The sequence below is a fragment of the Allofournierella sp. genome (genome assembly GCF_048388525.1).
Taxonomy (GTDB): Bacteria; Bacillota; Clostridia; order Oscillospirales; family Ruminococcaceae; genus BQOK01.
Genome location: NZ_DBGCTQ010000088.1, coordinates 1 through 15728, shown reverse-complemented (window position 1 = coordinate 15728; position 15728 = coordinate 1). Strand labels below are relative to the sequence as shown.

The following is a 15728-nucleotide window of genomic DNA, read 5'->3' as shown; positions in this document are numbered from 1 at the left end:
AGGGGGCCAAACAATGATGCAGCAGATACAACTGGGCGGAACAAGGCTCTGCGCCTGGCCGGAGGGCCGGGTCGCGGTGGAGCGCGGGGGCGAAGCCTGGGTGCAGAGCGAAGCCTTTGTGCCGTGGATCGCGCTGCCAAACGGAAAACCGATCTTCTTCAGCCAGGCCCGGGTGGAAATGAGCCCCCTCAAAACAGGGGTGGGGGCCGGCTTTTGCTGGCTCTGGAGCGGCTTTGCAAACGGCCTGTGCCTGGAAACCCGCGTATGGGTGGCGCACACCGGTGAGGTGCGCTTTGAGCTGATCCCCCTCCGGGACGCGCCGGTGGAGGCGGTGCACTGGCCCGCGCCGTTTGTTTGGGAAGAAAAAACGTCCCAAAGCTGCACGGTGCTTCCCATGATGCAGGGGTGCCTGGTGCCCGGCAACTGGCCCGGGGAAATCAAAGCGGTGCAGCCCCCCTACTTTTTCGAGCGCAGCGGCTACATGCCCTGGATCGGCCAGGTGCGGCGCGGCGCGGCCTGGCTGGCCATTGTGGAGCAGGCCTGGGATGCGGGCTACGAACTGCTGCATCCCCCCGGGGGGCCCACCCGGCTGCATCTTGTCTGGCGCGAGTGCATGGGCCGGGTCGGCTACCCGCGCCGGTTCAGCCTGAAGCTGCTGGCCGGCGGGTATGTGGAGCTCTGCAAGGCCTATCGGCAAACGGTGCGGGCACAGGGCGGCGCGGTACCGCTGGCGCAAAAACTCGCGCGCCAGCCAAAGCTCGCCCGGCTGATCGGCTGCCCGGTGATTCACACCTGGAGCCGGTTCGCTGTAAAGCCGGAGTCCGCCCTGTACGACCCGCAAAACCCGCAGCAAAACGACCGCCTGGTGACCTTTGCCCAACGGCAGGCGCAACTGCAGCGGCTCAAGGCGCGCGGCGTCCAAAAGGCGTATGTCCATCTGGACGGCTGGGGCGCGGCGGGCTACGACCAGCGCCACCCGGACGTTCTGCCGGTCAACGGCAGGGCAGGCGGGGCAGGCGGCCTGCGGGCGCTGGCCGCCGCCTGCCGGGCGCAGGGCTATCTCTTCGCGCTGCACGACCAATACCGCGATTATTATCTCGACGCCACAAGCTATAACGAGGCCAATACGGTACTGGACCGGCACGGCTCGCGCCCGGCCGGCTGCATCTGGAACGGGGGGCGCCAGACCTTTTTATGCGCCAGCCTCGCGCGGGATTATGTGGAGCGCAACTACCGCCGGCTCGACGCCCTGGGCATCCCCCTGGACGGGGCTTATCTGGATGTATTCAGCGTGGTGGAGCTGGACGAATGCCTGGACCCGCGCCACCCCATGACACGCAGGGAGTGCAGCGCCTACCGCTGCGGCTGCTTCGATTTTATCGCCCAGCGGTACGGCATCGCCTCCTCCGAGGAGCCGCTGGCCAGCACGGTGGATCACCTTGCCCTGTGCCATCACGCGCCCTACCCCACAGCCCCCAGGCTGAACGGTGGCGCAGAGCGCGGGGTACCCGTGCCGCTGTTCAACCTGGTATACCACGACTGTATCTTCATTCCCTGGGATCTGGGCGAGGGGGCCGCCTCGGTCATGCCAAACGGCCGCAGCGGCTTTTTGTACGCGCTGCTGAACGGCGGCATGGGGTACCTGCCCATCGAACCCACCGGCCGCGAGCTGGAAAAAGCAGCGGCCGTGGCGGCCCTGCACGAAAAGGTGGCGCTGAGCGAAATGACCCTGCATGAATTTATCGGCGGCGACCCGGAGCGCCAGCGCACCCTGTTTGCAAACGGAATTTCCGTGGAGGTGGATTTCCGGCACGACACCTGGCGGATCGAACAAACAAATGATGTGAAAGTGAGGTAACAAGTATGGATCGAACCCTTCGAAAGGCCGTTGCCCTTGCCGCCTGTTTTCTAACCCTTGCGGCCGCTGTCCCGGCTCTTCCCGCCCGGGCGGCGGGCCCGGCGCAGGTAACGGTTTCGGTGAACGGCCAAAGCGCCGCACCGCTTGCCGGTGCGCGCAGCGTGGGCGCCAACATCGAGATGTCCATGGTGAGCGACGAGATGTGGCAGGCCAACGGAAACTGGATGGAGCAAAGCTTTTTTGCCGGCGAGCTCAGCATGATGCGGTGGGGCTACGATGCCTGGGCCTTTGATTGGGAAACCGGCCGCCCCCTGTCTGAAAACCGCTATTGGGGCGGGCTGAACAGCCGCGATGCCGCCGGCACGTTCGGGCTGGAAGAGTTTATCGCCTTCTGCAAAAAAAATGGGATCGTGCCCTTCGTCATGATCCCCATCGAATCGCTGGACGCCTTCGGCGGCGAGGCCCCCCTGGAAAAGGTAAAAGCGCTCACAGCCTCCATGGCGCAGTATATCGCCTCGCAGGGGGTGGAGCTGTGCTATTTCGACATGGGCAACGAGCCCTGGAACAACGGCGCGGGCGGCAGCGGTAACGCCCAGTATCTGGGCAGCCTGTTTCCCGAATTTCAGCAGATCGTAAAAAGCGCCAACCCCAACTACCGCCTGGTTTTGCAGCGGGCGCCGCAGAACGTTCTGTGGAACGGCTGGAACAACACGCTGGTAAGCGCGGCACAGGGCGCGTTCGACGCCTACGACGACCATCGCTATTCCTTCTACGGCTGGAACAAATATTTCGACAAAAACGGCGACGACCTGCTGTCGCCGGGTTCTCCCATTGAGGGCAAAGAGGCCATTTTGGGCGAGTGCAACATCGGCTGGACCCCGGTGCAGGACAATTGGGACGAGGGCCATGTGCGGGATCTGGGGGGCAGCATGGCCCTGCTCAACGCCATGCTGGATCTCATTGACGGCGGGCAGTACGGCTACATTGTAAGCTGGCCCTCCCATTATCCCAGCAAAGCTTCCATCAGCGGCTGCCCCAACAAATCCTTCGGCTGGTTCGATCTGGACCGCTGGTATCTGGACGGGGATACGGTCCGGCTTACCGGTCCCGCGCTGGCCCACCGCATCATCAACCAAAACGTGCTGGAAAACAAGCTGGACGCCGCCAGCACCGGCGAGAAGGTCCGGGTCTTTGCCTATGAAAACGCGCAGCAGACCGACCTGCGGGTAATCGTGCTCAACAAGTGGGACGCCACCCAGCTCACGCTTCAGGTCCCCCAGCAATACAGTTCGGTCAGCGCCATGGTGCTGCGGGGCGAAAGCGTGTGGGATACAGCTCCCCAATACATAAACCACATCCCGGGGAACCAGCCGGTGAACGGCGGCGTTTTCGTGAACGACATCCCGGGCGAAGCGGTGGTGGTTTACACCTTCTCCGCCGGGCAGGATTCCGCCGCCCCGGCCGCCCCGGAGCTGAGCCTTCCCGCCGCCGGCGAAGCGCGGGCCAGCACCGCGCAGGCGTTTGCCTGGCAGCCGGTGCCCGGCGCCCGGAATTACCGGCTTGTGGTATCCCTGCATCCGGATCTCTCCGACCCCGTGATCGACACCTATACGGGCCGGGCGGTCCGCTACCAGTCCTCCGAAGAGCTTTTGCCCGGCACAGCCTATTACTGGGCGGTAACCGCCGGCAACGGGGCGGGCGCCGCTTCCAGCGCCGTGTCCGGCTTTACCACCCAGGCCAAAGAAAGCGGCGTTCTCACCCTGAACAACGATTCCATTTACATCTCCTGCAGCGCGGGCTGGAACCAACAGGCCTCGGGCGGCAGCTACCGCAACGACGACATGTCCTGCAGCGAGGCGGGCGGCTACGCAGAATTCACCTTCACCGGCACCGGCGCAAAGCTGTACGGCATCAAGGGCGACTGGTGCGGCCTGGCCGACGTGCAGGTCGATTTCGGCGCGCCCGTGCGGGTGGACGCTTACGCCCCCGCGCCCGAGGCTCAGGCGCTTCTGTTCGACACGGGCGAGCTGCCCTACGGCGAGCACACCGTCACCCTCACGGTGGCAGGGGAGAAGAATCCTGCCTCCACCGGCGTTTGGATCGAGTACGACAAGGTGGAGCTGTTCGACAGCCAGAACGGCCAGCCGCTCGCAAACAAGGTGGTCTGGAACGACGACAACCCCAATCTGAAAAAGTTTTCGGTGTGGAACCACCAGTCTGTGGAGGGCAGCTACCACGGCGACGACAGCTCCAGCAACACCTGGAAAGCGCATGTGGAGTTCAGCTTTACCGGCACAAACGCCGTGCTGTACGGGCTCAAAGGCCCCTGGTGCGGCAAGGCCGACATCACGGTGGACGGGGCCAGGGCGGCCACCGTGGACGCCTACGCGCCGGAAATGCAGCTGGGCCAGGTGCTGTACGACACCGGCACTCTGGAACCGGGCGCGCACACCGTGCGTCTCACTGTCACGGCCAGCAAATCCGCCCAGTCCAGCGGGAAATGGATCGAGCTCGACCGGGTTGTCTGGCAATAAAGCAAGGCGGGGCGGCCCCGGCGCGGGCCGCCCCGGAAAGGAGCCCATCAACAATGGAACGGATCTGCGGCGCGGCGCTCGGCCTTGTGCCGGGCAACAGCCCCCTTCTTGTGGAAGCCCTGCAAAGCGCCCTGGAAGCCCTGCGGGCAAAGCGGGGCGTGACCCTCTGCCTTGAGCCGGGGGAATATCATTTTTATCCCCGGCACGCCCCCTGCCGGGAGCTGTGCATCTCAAACCACGACCCGGAGCCCCGGCGGCCGATCGCCTTTTTGCTGGAAGGGTTCCACGGCCTCTGCGTCAACGGCGGCGGCAGCCGCTTTGTCTTTCACACCGAGATCCTGCCGTTTTACATCGCCTCCAGCCGCGGCGTGCGCCTTGAAAACTTTTCGCTGGATTATGCGCGCCCCGCCTATTCCGAGGGCGAGATCCTGAGCGTGCAGCCGCAGGAAATGATGGTGCGCATCGACCCCGCAAAATACCCGTGGCAGGTGCGGCAGGGTCGGCTGGTCTTTTGGGGCGAAAATTTTTGCCACCCGCTGCACCTCTGGCTGGAGCTGGACGCCGAGACCGGAGCTCCCGCCTGGGGCACCGACGACCTCTACTTCCGCACGGCGCGGCAAACCCGGGGGCTGGATCTTTGCGCCGAGGCCATAGCCCCCGACCTGGTGCGCCTCACCCTGAGCGGCCCTGAGCGCTTTTTTGCGGCGAGCCGCCCGGGCAACCGGCTGGTTTTCCGTCACCATCCCCGCACCTATCCCGGGTTTTACGCTGCCGACTGCAGCGACCTGGCGCTGGAAAACATCGCGGTCCGCCACGCCGCGGGCATGGCCTTTTTGGCCGAGCGATGCACGGGGGTCGCGCTCACCCGGTTCGATCTCGCGCCGGACCCCGCCTCGCCCCGCTGCTTTACAGCCGCGGCCGACGCCACGCATTTTGTAAACTGCGCCGGGGAGCTCCGCCTGGAGGAATGCCGGTTTGAAAGCCAGCTGGACGACGGTGTGAACGTGCACGGCTTCTACGCGCCCGTGCGCGGCAGGCCGGCTGGCCAAAGCCTGCTGCTGGGCTGGGGCCACCCCGGCCAGCAGGGAACGCTGCCGGGCCGCCCGGGGGACGAGTTCGCCCTCATGGGCGGGGCACAGCTCCGCCCGGTTTGGACCGCCCGCCTGAAACGCCTCTGCCCGCACAGGGAGGGCATCCTGGCCGAGTTCGATGCCCCTCTGCCCGATTTTCTGCCCGAGCGCCCGGTGCTGGAAAATCTTTCGCTCTCGCCCCGGGTTGTGATCCGCGGCTGCACCTTCCGCAAAAACCGCGCGCGCGGCGTTCTGCTCACCTGCCGGGAGGCGCTGGTGGAAAACTGCCTGTTCGAAACGGCGGGCGCCGCCGTCTATCTGGAGGGCGAGGCGTGCTATTGGTACGAATCGGGGGCCACCCGGTCGCTCTGCCTGCAAAACAACCGCTTTGTGAACTGCGCGTATATCCCCGCGTGGGGGGCGGCCCCCATCACCGCGTGCCCCAAGGTCCGCTCCTCCGGCGGCTGGTTTTTCCACGCAAAGCTCACCATCCGCGACAACGAGTTTTTTTGTTTTGATCAGCGGGTTTTGTCGCTGCGGCAGGTGGGCGAAACGCGGTTCTGCAACAACCGCTGCACCCGCACCCGGGCATACCCGGCGCGCTCGGGCGAGCAGTACGACGTGGCCGGCTGCGGCGCTTTTTACCAGGACTACCATCTTTAACGCCGCCCTTTTCCACCCCTGCAGGGCCGCCAAGGGCGCGCTCAAACAGGTTTTGTATCGCTGAATCATAAAAATTATAAAGGAGTGAAAAAAATGAAGACCCGCCTTTTGTCCCTTTGCTGCGCGCTTTTGTTCCTGGGCGCAGCCCTGTTCGTTCCCCCCTGTGCGCACGCCGCGGAGGCTGCGCTTGCCGCGCCGGCCAGTCTGGCCGCATTTTTGAGCGAAGCCCAGGACACCGGCTTTTCCTATGTGTTCTCCGGTTCCGAACAGATTTTTGACGGCAGCCGCACGGTGCAGGGCAGCCCGCAGGAGGTCACCCGCCTGCGGCAAAGCGTGCAGGGCACGATCCTGGTGCGCTACAGGGCCCTGGGCGGCGGCAACCAGGTGCTCTTCGCCGCCGGCAGCAACGCCTCCGCCGAAAGCTACGGCGCAATCCTGGCGAATGCCGTGTCCGGGGTGGACCAGCAGCGGGTCGAGTTCCCGGATGGGATGAAAGCGAACCTCGCCGGAACGCAGGCCACCGGCGGCTGGCACACCTTTGTTTACAGTGTAAACGCCTCCGATCCCGCCGACAAAACCGCAAAAACCGTAACCAGCTTTGACGGCAGCACCTCCACCCAGTATCCCGATTATGCCTCCTGGTTCAACCAGAACGCCGCCATCAACGACATCCAGTACCTGACCATCGGCGGCGTGCCGGAGGGGTTCACCGGCTCGGGCAACGCCGGGGGCTTTGTGGGGCGCATTGCGCTGGCCGCCTTTGTGCCGCGCGCGCTCTCCCAGGCCGAGGCGGCCGCCCTCAGCGCAGAGCAATGGGCGCCCACCACGGGGCAGCTCCTCTACTCGGCCGAAAACATCTCCATCGCTTCGCCCCAGGCCGCGCCGGCGCTCAGCCCCGGGCTGGTGGGGCAGCTGGGTGCGCTGGAGGAGCTGTCGGTGATCGTAAAGTTCAAAAACACCCATTCCGGGGTGGGGTCCCTCCTCAGCGTGAGCGACCCCGGCAGCGAGAATTCCCACTTCCATCTCTACCAAAACGGGAACCTGCTGGGGTTCGAATACCGCGACCGCGACGCCCCCTTTTATGCCGCCTCCTGCACGGTCTACCCGCGGGAGTGGAACACGGTGGCCTTTTCGGCCAGCCGGCAGGCCGGGTATAAGCTGTTCGCCAACGGGGCGCCGGGGGCGGCGCTGGAAAAAACAGGCAGCGACTACCGCTTTCTCAGCGATACCATCACCTGGACCCAGGGCTTTTTGGGCAAGACCTCCCGCTCCAACGACCCGGACAGCTATCCCTTCACCGGCCTGATCGAAAGCATCCAGATCTATTCCGGCGCCCTGAGCGACGAGGAGCTGCTGCTGCGCACGGCCGGCACCCGGCGCACCGGCGATTTCGTTTTCTTTGCCGGCGATGCCACCGGCTCGCAGCATTTCCGCATCCCCTTTTTGTGGAATACGCCCCAGGGCGACCTGATCGCAGGTGTGGACGCCAATTTCGGAAGCGGGGGCGACTCGGCCGAGAACATCGACATCGCGGTGCGGGTAAAGCCAGCCGCCGCGCAGCACGCCGCAATGGAGGGCTGGCTGGAGCCCAGCGTGCCCGCGGCCATGCACATGCAGGATTATGCCGACGAAAACGGCTATAAGCAGGGCTCCGCCTCCTTCATCGACGCCGTGATCCTCCAGGACACGCTGAACACCGGCCGCGTTTTCCTTCTGGCCGATGCCTGGGCCTGGAACGGGGGTCTGTTTGAACACCTGGCGGACGAATCCGGCGGCACCAAAATGCGCACCGTGGCCCGGGGCGACGGCTTCTGCACCATCGGCGGAAAAAAGTATCTTCTGCTCTCGAGCCAGAATCTGAAGGGCAGCGCCAATGGGCAGACCGGCAACATCAACAACAACACCGACCGCAGCCGCTTCGACTATGCAGCCGATGTCTACGGCCAGCCCGACGCATCCGGGCTGTACCCGGTCTACCATCTCAACGGCACGCCCCGCGCCTACTCCTCCCTGGCAAACCGCCCGGTGGACGACGGCAACCTCTCCCTGGGCGCGCTCTCGGAATACGGGGTCAGCCAGGACTATGAGCTGTACAAAAACGGGCAGCCGCTGACCGTTCGCCAGCGCTCCGCCGACCCAGCCCATCCCGCCGTTTCGGTGCCCATGAAGCTCTTTTACGAGGACTCCGAGCTCCAGCTGTACAATACCAGCTACATCATGCAGTTTTACAGCGACGACGCGGGCCGCACCTGGCATACCGACAAAATCATCTCCGGCATGGTCAAGCGCGAAAACTCGCAGCACTACATCCTGGGCCCGGGCCGCGGGCTGCAGCTCCAGCAGGGGCAGTACGCGGGGCGGCTCATCGTGCCGGTGTACTACCAAAGCTCCCCAAAAGCCGAGGTGATCTACAGCGACGACAACGGCCGCACCTGGGCCCACGGCGAGAGCGTATCCTCGATCTACGGCCTGAGCGAAGCGGCGCCGGTGGAAATGCCGGACGGCAGCCTCAAGCTGTTTTTGCGCAATACCTCCATCCTGGGCGGCACGGTGGTCGAGGCCACCAGCACCGACGGCGGGCAGAGCTGGCGCGATGTAAAATGCACCTTCGGCAACAACAGCGCGGGCATCAATTGCCAGCTGTCGGCGATCCGCCTCAGCGGAACGGTGCGCTCCCAAAAGGACGGGCAGGAATACCCTGCCATGCTGCTCTCCAGCGCGAACCTGAAGGACCGCACCCACGGCCGCATCTTTGTGGGCCTTCTCAAGGAAAACGGTGCCTACTCCGGCGGCGCGAAAAAGTACACGGTCGACTGGGAGTATCAGTACGACGTCACCCCCCAGGGGACCCTGTTTGCCTACAGCTGTCTCGCGGAACTCAGCGACGGCAGGGTCGCGCTGCTGTACGAATCATCCCCAAGCAGCTCGTGGGACGACGGCCTGCGCATGACCTATTACCGCGAGCTCGACCGGCAGACCCTGCTGGGCTGAGCCAACGGCGCTGCCTGCCGCAAAGCGCCGCTTGCAGCTTCTCCAAACCCGCTGCCGCGCCAAAACGCACACCGAGGTTTTGTTTTCGCCCCCGGCCTGCTATAATGGGTGCAGGAGGCGATTTTTATGCACATCTTCAAGCGCACCTTAAAATTCCTCTTGCTGCTTTTTTTAGCGCTGCTGCTGTTGGCCGCGGCCTTTTTGGGGTTGCCCTTTTTAGCGGCAGGCAAAGCAACCGGCGGCGCTGATTATTCCGCCTGGATGCGCGAAACCCTCTCCGGTCCCGAGCGCCTGGTGGATATCGCCATGCCCGGCGCCCACGATGCCCTTACCTCCGGCATGCTGCTTTTCAGCCCCGTAGACGCAGCCTCGGTGGCTTCGCCCTTCCAGCTGGGGATCTGCAAAGGCCTGGGCTACCGCCAAAGCAAAGCGCAGATAGCCGATCTGCCCACCCTGCTCGCCGGGGGCGTGCGGTATTTCGACATCCGCGCCACCCGGGACGCCGCTACCGGCGTATTTTACGCGGTGCACAATTATTACAGCGCGCCGCTGGCTGACGAACTGGCCTCCTTCGCCGCCTTTTTGGCCGCGCACCCCGGCGAGGTTCTGGTGCTGGATTTCCAGCACTGCTACGACTCCACCTCCCCGGATGCCCTGTTGGGCCCGGCTCATTTCGGCGAGCTGTACGCGCTGCTGCAGCAAAGCGGCGTGTTGGGCTACGCCCAGACCCCCGATCTGGCCGCCGCCACCTATGGCCAGGTCACCGCAGGCGGTTCCCGCGCCGCCTGCCTTGTTCTGATGAAATACACCGGCGGTTGCAAAGAGCTTTTGAATTACACCTCCAGCATCCACAGCCCCTGGTTTAACACCGATTCTCCCGAGGCCGTGTTTGCCGGGCTGGACGGCGTGGCCCTCCAGGTGCAAAGCGGGCAGGTGAGCCGCGACGTATTCCGGGTCCAGCAGGCGGTGCTGACCATGCAGGCCAGCCCTTCGGGCATCCTGAACGCTCTGGGCAGCTGGTCGCTGCCGCGCCGGGCCCAGGGCTTCAATGCAAAGCTGGCGGACCGCCAGAACAGCACCTGGCTGGCCGCCATGCCCATTGTCATGACCGACCATTCCCTCAGCACCGCGGGCGACGCCCACGCCCGCCTGATGGAGTCGATCCTCGCCTACGACCGCCAGCTGGCCGCCGGGGCGTGACCCCGTATCCCGGCGACCCCGCCCGGTTGCTGCTGCCCCATTCTTGGGCAGCAGCATTGCTCGTGCCCAAACCGGCGCTTTGCGTCGCTTCGGGGCCCTTCACTCGCAAACCCAGGATTCCCCCCGTAAAAATCACACAAAAACCGCCCTGGAAGCCGGCTTCCAGGACGGTTTTTGTGGCTTTGTTTTTCTGCCCACTCTGCGCGGGGCTCATCCCGTTTTCTGCCCCTCGCTGGAATATGACTCGCTGGCCAGGGTGAAAAAGCGCCCTAAAATGGTGCTGGTATGCGCCTCATAAGCCGCCAGCGCCTCTTTTTTGTTGCGCTGCAGCAGCGCGTCGTACAGCTGGTGATGCTTGTTTTTCGATCCCTCCACCAGTCCCGGGATCACCACCACCCGCCGCTGCTGCTCCCGCAGGCAGGGCTCCAGGTGCGACCAAAACAGGCACAAAAACTCGTTTTTGGAGGCCCGCACCAGCTCCCGGTGGAACTCGCAGTCCAGCTCGATGTACTCGTCCACGCTGCACCCCTCCCGCTCGGACTGGTCCAGGATCCGCTTCAGGGCGATAAAATCCGCGTCGTCCATCCGGTCAATGGCAAGGCTGATGGCGGTGCGCTCGATCGCAAGCCGCGCGTCCAGGTACTCGGTCACCGAAAAGCGGTCCAGGCTGAAGGTCTCGCTCACCACCCGGCCCGCCCGCTCTAGCCGGGGCTCGGCGGCGGCCGTGCCGCCGCTGCGTGCCCGCACGTACGAGCCGCTGCCGTGCATGGTGTAAATGGCCCCCATCTGCTCCAGCTTTTTGAACGCCTCCCGCAGGGTGCTGCGGCTCACGCCGTATTCCTCGGCCAGGGCGTTCTCCGAGGGCAGGCGGCCGCCCGCCTCAAATTCGCCCGCGGCAATGGCGTCCATCAAAAGCTGGGCCACCTCCTCGCTGCGGCTGGTCTTGCGCACGGTTCTCGGCTTTGCCATCGTTTGTTCCTTTCCGGCCCGGTCGGGTTTTGCCGAGCCCTGTCCCTCACCTCTATTATAGGGATTGTTTTGCCGCTTTTCAAGCCACATCCGGGCCCGCGGCGTTGTTTTAAAACGCGCAAAAGGGCAGACGGGGGGTCCCGTCTGCCCTCCCGCCCGCGCGGGCAGGGGTTCCTTATTCCGGGTAGCTGTCCTTAAAGGCTTGCACCGCCCCCCGCGCCAGGACGGAAAGGGAAGTGGTGTCCGACATAAAGTACACCAGGGAATACCCCCGGTCATAAAGCTTTTTCGCCCCCTCAAAGTCTGGGGCGATGGTGCCCAAAAACCGGCCGTGGGCCTTTGCCGCGGCCTCGATGGTACGGATGGCCGCCTGCACGTCCGGCTGCGAGGGGTCGGCCAGATGCCCCATGGTGGTCGAAAGATCCGACGGCCCGATAAAGATCCCGTCCACTCCCTCCACTGCGGCGATGGCGTCGATGTTCGCCACCCCCTCCGGGCTCTCGATGGCCAGCATCACCACAATGTCCCGGTCGGCCCGGGCATAATAATCCGCCTTGTCTAGGCCGTAACACACCGCCCGCTGGCTGCCCGCAATGCCCCGCACGCCCCCGGCGGTGGGGTATTTGCAGCAGCGCACCGCGTATTCCGCCTCCTCGCGGGTGGATATATAGGGCACGTGCACACCGCCCGCGCCCAAGTCCAGCGCGCGCTTGCACCACACCATGTCGTTCCAGGGCACCCGCACAAAGGGCACGCAGCCGGTACCCTTGCAGGCCTGCATGGCGGCCAGGGTGTTCTGCATGTCCCAGGGGCCATGTTCCATGTCGATGATCAGGGCGTCAAAGCCCGCCTCGGCAAAGATCTCAGCGCTCACGTTGCTGCCCAGCTGCGCCCACGCGGCCGAAACAGGCTTGCCCGCCCGCAGCCGCCGGGCCAAAGAATCGTTCAAAAGATGCTGTTTCACACAAAGGCCCCCCTTTTGTTTATCATGCCACAGTCCAACAGGTTTGTAAAGGGCGGCGGGCCCTCTAGGATCCGCCGCCGGTTTCAGCCCTTTTTGTTCGCCTTGCGCTTTGCAAGCTGCGCCTGGATGATCGGCAGCAGCAGCGCGACCATGCTGGCAATGAACAGCCCGTCCGCGATGGGCCTGTTGAGCCAGGAGCCAACCGTGTGGAACATCTCCGCGCCGCGGCGCAGGTTCTGCTCAAACACGCTGCCCAGGATGAAGCCCAGCACAATGGGCGCCACGCCGTAGCCCAGCTTGTTTGCAAAATAGCCGATCACACCGAACGCCAGCATGACCCACACGTCAAACATGTTGTTGCTGGCGCCGAACGCGCCGATGGTGCACAGCACGATCACGATGGGGGTCAGCACATAGCGGGGGATGCGCAGGATCTGCACGAACAGCCGGATGCCGAAGGTCTGGAACACCACCATGGCGCAGTTTGCGATCAGCAGCGCCGCAAAAATGCCGTACAACGGTGGGCATGTTGTTCACAAACAGCATGGGCCCGCACCGCAGCCCGTGGATCAGCAGCCCGCCCATCATAATGGCGGTCGCGGTGTCCCCCGGGATGCCCAGCGCCATCATGGGCACCATGGCGCCGCCGGTCATGGCGTTGTTGCTGGTCTCACTGGCGATCACGCCCTCAATGTTGCCCTTGCCGAACTCCTCCGGCGTTTTGGACAGATGCTTTGCGGTGTCATACGCTACAAAGCTGGCAATGCTGCCGCCCGTGCCGGGCAGGATCCCGATGATGGTCCCCAGAATGGACGACGAGAGCAGGATCTTCCACTTGCTGAGCAGCAGGCGCAGCTTTGGAAATTCCGCCCGGATCTTGCCCCCGTTTGCGATCTCCGGCTGGGCGTCGGCGGCGCGGCGCACCTGGTTTTCCGCCTCCAGCAGCGCCTGGGAAACGGCAAACAGGCCGATCAGCACCGGCAAAAGCGACAGGCCGCCCAGCATCTGGCTGTTGCCAAAGGTCAGCCGGGGCATGCCCGTGACCACATCCACCCCCACGCAGGAGGCAAAAATTCCGATCAGCCCGCCGATCAGCCCCTTTGCCAGCGACTTGCCGGAAATACTTGCAATGATGGTAAGCCCCAGCAGCGCCAGGGTCATATATTCCAGCGGCCCGAACTGCAGCGCAACGCTGGCCAGCTGGGGCGCCAGAATGCTCAGCATCACCATGCTGAACACGCCGCCGATGAACGAGCAGATCACCGAGGTCCCCAGCGCCAGCCCCGCCTTGCCCTTTTTGGCCATGGGGTGGGCGTCGAAGGTGGTGCAGATCGAGGACGGCGTGCCTGGAATGGCCAGCAGCGTGGCGGACACCGAGCCGCCCGCCGTGCCGCCGCAGAACGCTCCCACCAGCATGCCCATGCCGGTGACCGCGTCCATCCCGTAGGTCAGCGGGATCATCAGCGCAATGGCCATAGTCGAGGTAAGGCCCGGCAGCGCGCCGAACACAATGCCCAAAATGGTACCCAGCAGGGTGAACAGCAGCGCGCTGGGCGCCAGCGCCGATTGAACGCCTGTAATCAGATCAGCCAAGGTTCATCCCTCCTCATGGCAAAACAATTTTAAAAACGAAGGTAAACAGGGCCCACACCAGGCCCGTCACGCACACGGACATCACCGCAATCCGGATCAGCCCCTTGTCCAGTTTGGCGTAATAAAACGCCGACAGCAAAAACAAAAACAGCAGGGTGGAAACGATAAAGCCCAGCGTGTTCAGCCCAATGATGTACAGCACGTACATCGCCAGCGTGATAAAGCTGCGGAACGCCTTGGCGCGGGTGGTAAACTCCGTTCCTTCCCCCTCGCGCGAGCGCAGCGACTGCACCAGCACCACCACCGAGAACACGATGATTCCGGCCAGGCACACGTAAGGCACCACCCGGGGACCCACGGCCTCCCGGCCGGTCTGCTTGATCTGAGCCACCTGGGTGAAAAGCAGGCAGCAAAGCAGGATCAGCGCCGAGGAACCAATGATATTGGCTTTGCGCAAAAAGAACCCCTCCTCTCAAATGCCGGTAAAAAGCACCCCGGCGCCGGCTTTGGCGCCGGGGTGCTGTCATGCGTCCGGTCAGCTCGCTTTCAGTCCCAGTTCGTCCATCAGGGGTCCGATCCAGGCAGCCTCGCTGTCCATCCAGTCCTCAAATTCCTGGCCGGTCACGCAGTTCACACGCGAGAGCAGGGTGCTCTCCACCTCCGCCTGGAAGGTGGGGTCGGCCGCGATCTCGGCAAGGCAGGTTTCCCACGCGGTGCGCGCCTCGGCGGGCAGGCCCTTGGGGGCGGAGATTCCGCGCCACTGGGCCACCAAAAAGTCCACGCCCTGTTCCTTGGCGGTGGGCACGTTCGCCAGCAGCTCGCTGGGGTGCCGCTCGGTGGACATGATGGCCAACGCCTTCAGATCGCCGCTCTCCAGGGTGGATGCGGTCTCAGCGGGCTGCTGCTGGCAAAAGTCCACAAAGCCTCCCAGCACCGCGGTCACCGCTTCAGAGCCGCTGTCATATCCGATGTTGTTCACCTCCACGCCCATGTCGTGGATGAACTTGGCGGCCGCCAGGTGGGTAAAGCCGCCCAGGCCCGCAAAGCCCACCGTCATTTTGCCGGGGTTGGCTTTGGCGTATTCCACAAACTCGTTCAGGTCGTTGTACGGGGCGTCCGCCTTTACGCACAGCAGCTCGTCTTCGTCGATGATCTTGGCCAGATTGTCAAAGTCCTTGTAGGTCCAGTCGTAGTTGCCGGACTCGCTCAGGGTGAGCGAAGCGCCGTTGCTGATGGTCACGGTGTAGCCGTCGGCGGCCGAGTCCAGGCACTGCTGGAAGCCCACCGCGCCGGAGCCGCCGGTCACGTTCTGCACCACCACAGTGCAGCCCCATTTCTGCTCCACATATTTCGCGACCAGCCGCGCAAAGATATCGGTGGAGCCGCCGGCGCTGTAGCCCACGATCATGTTGATGTTCTTGCCCTTCTCCGGGAACGCGGTCCCCTGTGCTTCAGGGGCCGAGGCGGGTGCAGAGCCGCCTGCGGCGGGGGTGCTGCCTGCGGGCGCCGGCGAGCCGCAGCCCGCCAGCAGTCCCAGTGCCATGACCAGTGCCAGGGCCAGTGCTGTAAACTTTTTCATGTTGATTCTCCTTTTCATTTATGGTTCAATCGAGCAGACCTCGAACCGTCACTTCATCACTGCGCCATCGCAGCCGGAGCTCACAAGGTTTGCGTAGCGGCGCAAATAACCCTTAAACTGGATCTCCTTGGGCCTCCAGGCCTTGAGCCGCTCCCGGATCTCCTCCTCGCTCACCTCCAGCTCAATGCTGCGCTCCGGGATGCTGTAGCGGATCATGTCCCCGTCCCGGATCACCGCGATCGGTCCGCCCTCCTGCGCCTCGGGCGACACATGCCCGAACACCGCTCCGCTGGAATACCCCGAAAAG

At 64.2% G+C, this 15728-nt stretch carries 11 protein-coding genes and 1 pseudogene; 5 read left to right on the top strand and 7 right to left on the bottom strand.

The window, feature by feature from the left end; all coding sequences use genetic code 11:
* Positions 1-13 precede the first annotated feature (13 nt).
* The 5 genes from ACMLHZ_RS10330 (at position 14) to ACMLHZ_RS10310 (ending at position 10316) form a co-directional block, all read left to right on the top strand.
* Entirely contained in the window at positions 14-1858 is a 1845-nt protein-coding gene (locus tag ACMLHZ_RS10330; RefSeq protein WP_418667642.1) for a DUF5696 domain-containing protein, read from the top strand.
* Positions 1859-1863: 5 nt separating this feature from the next.
* Positions 1864-4392: a hypothetical protein gene (locus tag ACMLHZ_RS10325; RefSeq protein WP_418667641.1), complete on the top strand. Its 2529-nt coding sequence runs from the start codon at positions 1864-1866 to the stop codon at positions 4390-4392.
* Between the two features lie 53 nt (positions 4393-4445).
* Entirely contained in the window at positions 4446-6125 is a 1680-nt protein-coding gene (locus ACMLHZ_RS10320; protein WP_418667640.1) for a hypothetical protein, read from the top strand.
* Positions 6126-6218: 93 nt separating this feature from the next.
* On the top strand, positions 6219-9116 hold the full coding sequence (locus tag ACMLHZ_RS10315; protein ID WP_418667639.1) for an exo-alpha-sialidase: 2898 nt from the start codon (positions 6219-6221) through the stop codon (positions 9114-9116).
* A gap of 126 nt (positions 9117-9242) precedes the next feature.
* Positions 9243-10316, top strand: a complete 1074-nt coding sequence (locus ACMLHZ_RS10310; RefSeq protein WP_418667638.1) for a hypothetical protein — start codon at positions 9243-9245, stop codon at positions 10314-10316.
* Positions 10317-10526: 210 nt separating this feature from the next.
* On the opposite strand, the gene ACMLHZ_RS10305 is transcribed toward ACMLHZ_RS10310, so the two are convergent.
* The 7 genes and pseudogenes from ACMLHZ_RS10305 to ACMLHZ_RS10275 form a co-directional block, all read right to left on the bottom strand.
* Positions 10527-11285 (bottom strand): FadR/GntR family transcriptional regulator, encoded by a 759-nt coding sequence (locus ACMLHZ_RS10305; protein ID WP_418667637.1) that lies wholly within the window; start codon positions 11283-11285, stop codon positions 10527-10529.
* A 175-nt stretch (positions 11286-11460) separates the two neighbouring features.
* The gene (locus ACMLHZ_RS10300) at positions 11461-12249 is read right to left on the bottom strand and encodes an HpcH/HpaI aldolase family protein (RefSeq protein ID WP_418667636.1); all 789 of its coding nucleotides are present in this window, start codon (positions 12247-12249) and stop codon (positions 11461-11463) included.
* Between the two features lie 83 nt (positions 12250-12332).
* A complete protein-coding gene (locus ACMLHZ_RS10295) occupies positions 12333-12725 on the bottom strand; it encodes a tripartite tricarboxylate transporter permease (protein WP_418667635.1) in 393 nt (130 codons plus the stop codon).
* A 55-nt stretch (positions 12726-12780) separates the two neighbouring features.
* A pseudogene (locus ACMLHZ_RS10290) lies at positions 12781-13842 on the bottom strand (tripartite tricarboxylate transporter permease); the annotation flags it as partial.
* Positions 13843-13855: 13 nt separating this feature from the next.
* Positions 13856-14299, bottom strand: a complete 444-nt coding sequence (locus ACMLHZ_RS10285) for a tripartite tricarboxylate transporter TctB family protein (RefSeq protein WP_177562775.1) — start codon at positions 14297-14299, stop codon at positions 13856-13858.
* 78 nt (positions 14300-14377) lie between these two features.
* Positions 14378-15421 carry a tripartite tricarboxylate transporter substrate binding protein gene (locus ACMLHZ_RS10280; RefSeq protein WP_418667634.1) on the bottom strand — a complete coding sequence of 348 codons (1044 nt, stop codon included), beginning with the start codon at positions 15419-15421 and terminating at the stop codon, positions 14378-14380.
* A 48-nt stretch (positions 15422-15469) separates the two neighbouring features.
* The coding region (locus ACMLHZ_RS10275) for a dihydroxy-acid dehydratase (RefSeq protein ID WP_418667633.1) at positions 15470-15728 on the bottom strand (259 nt) is incomplete at its 5' end.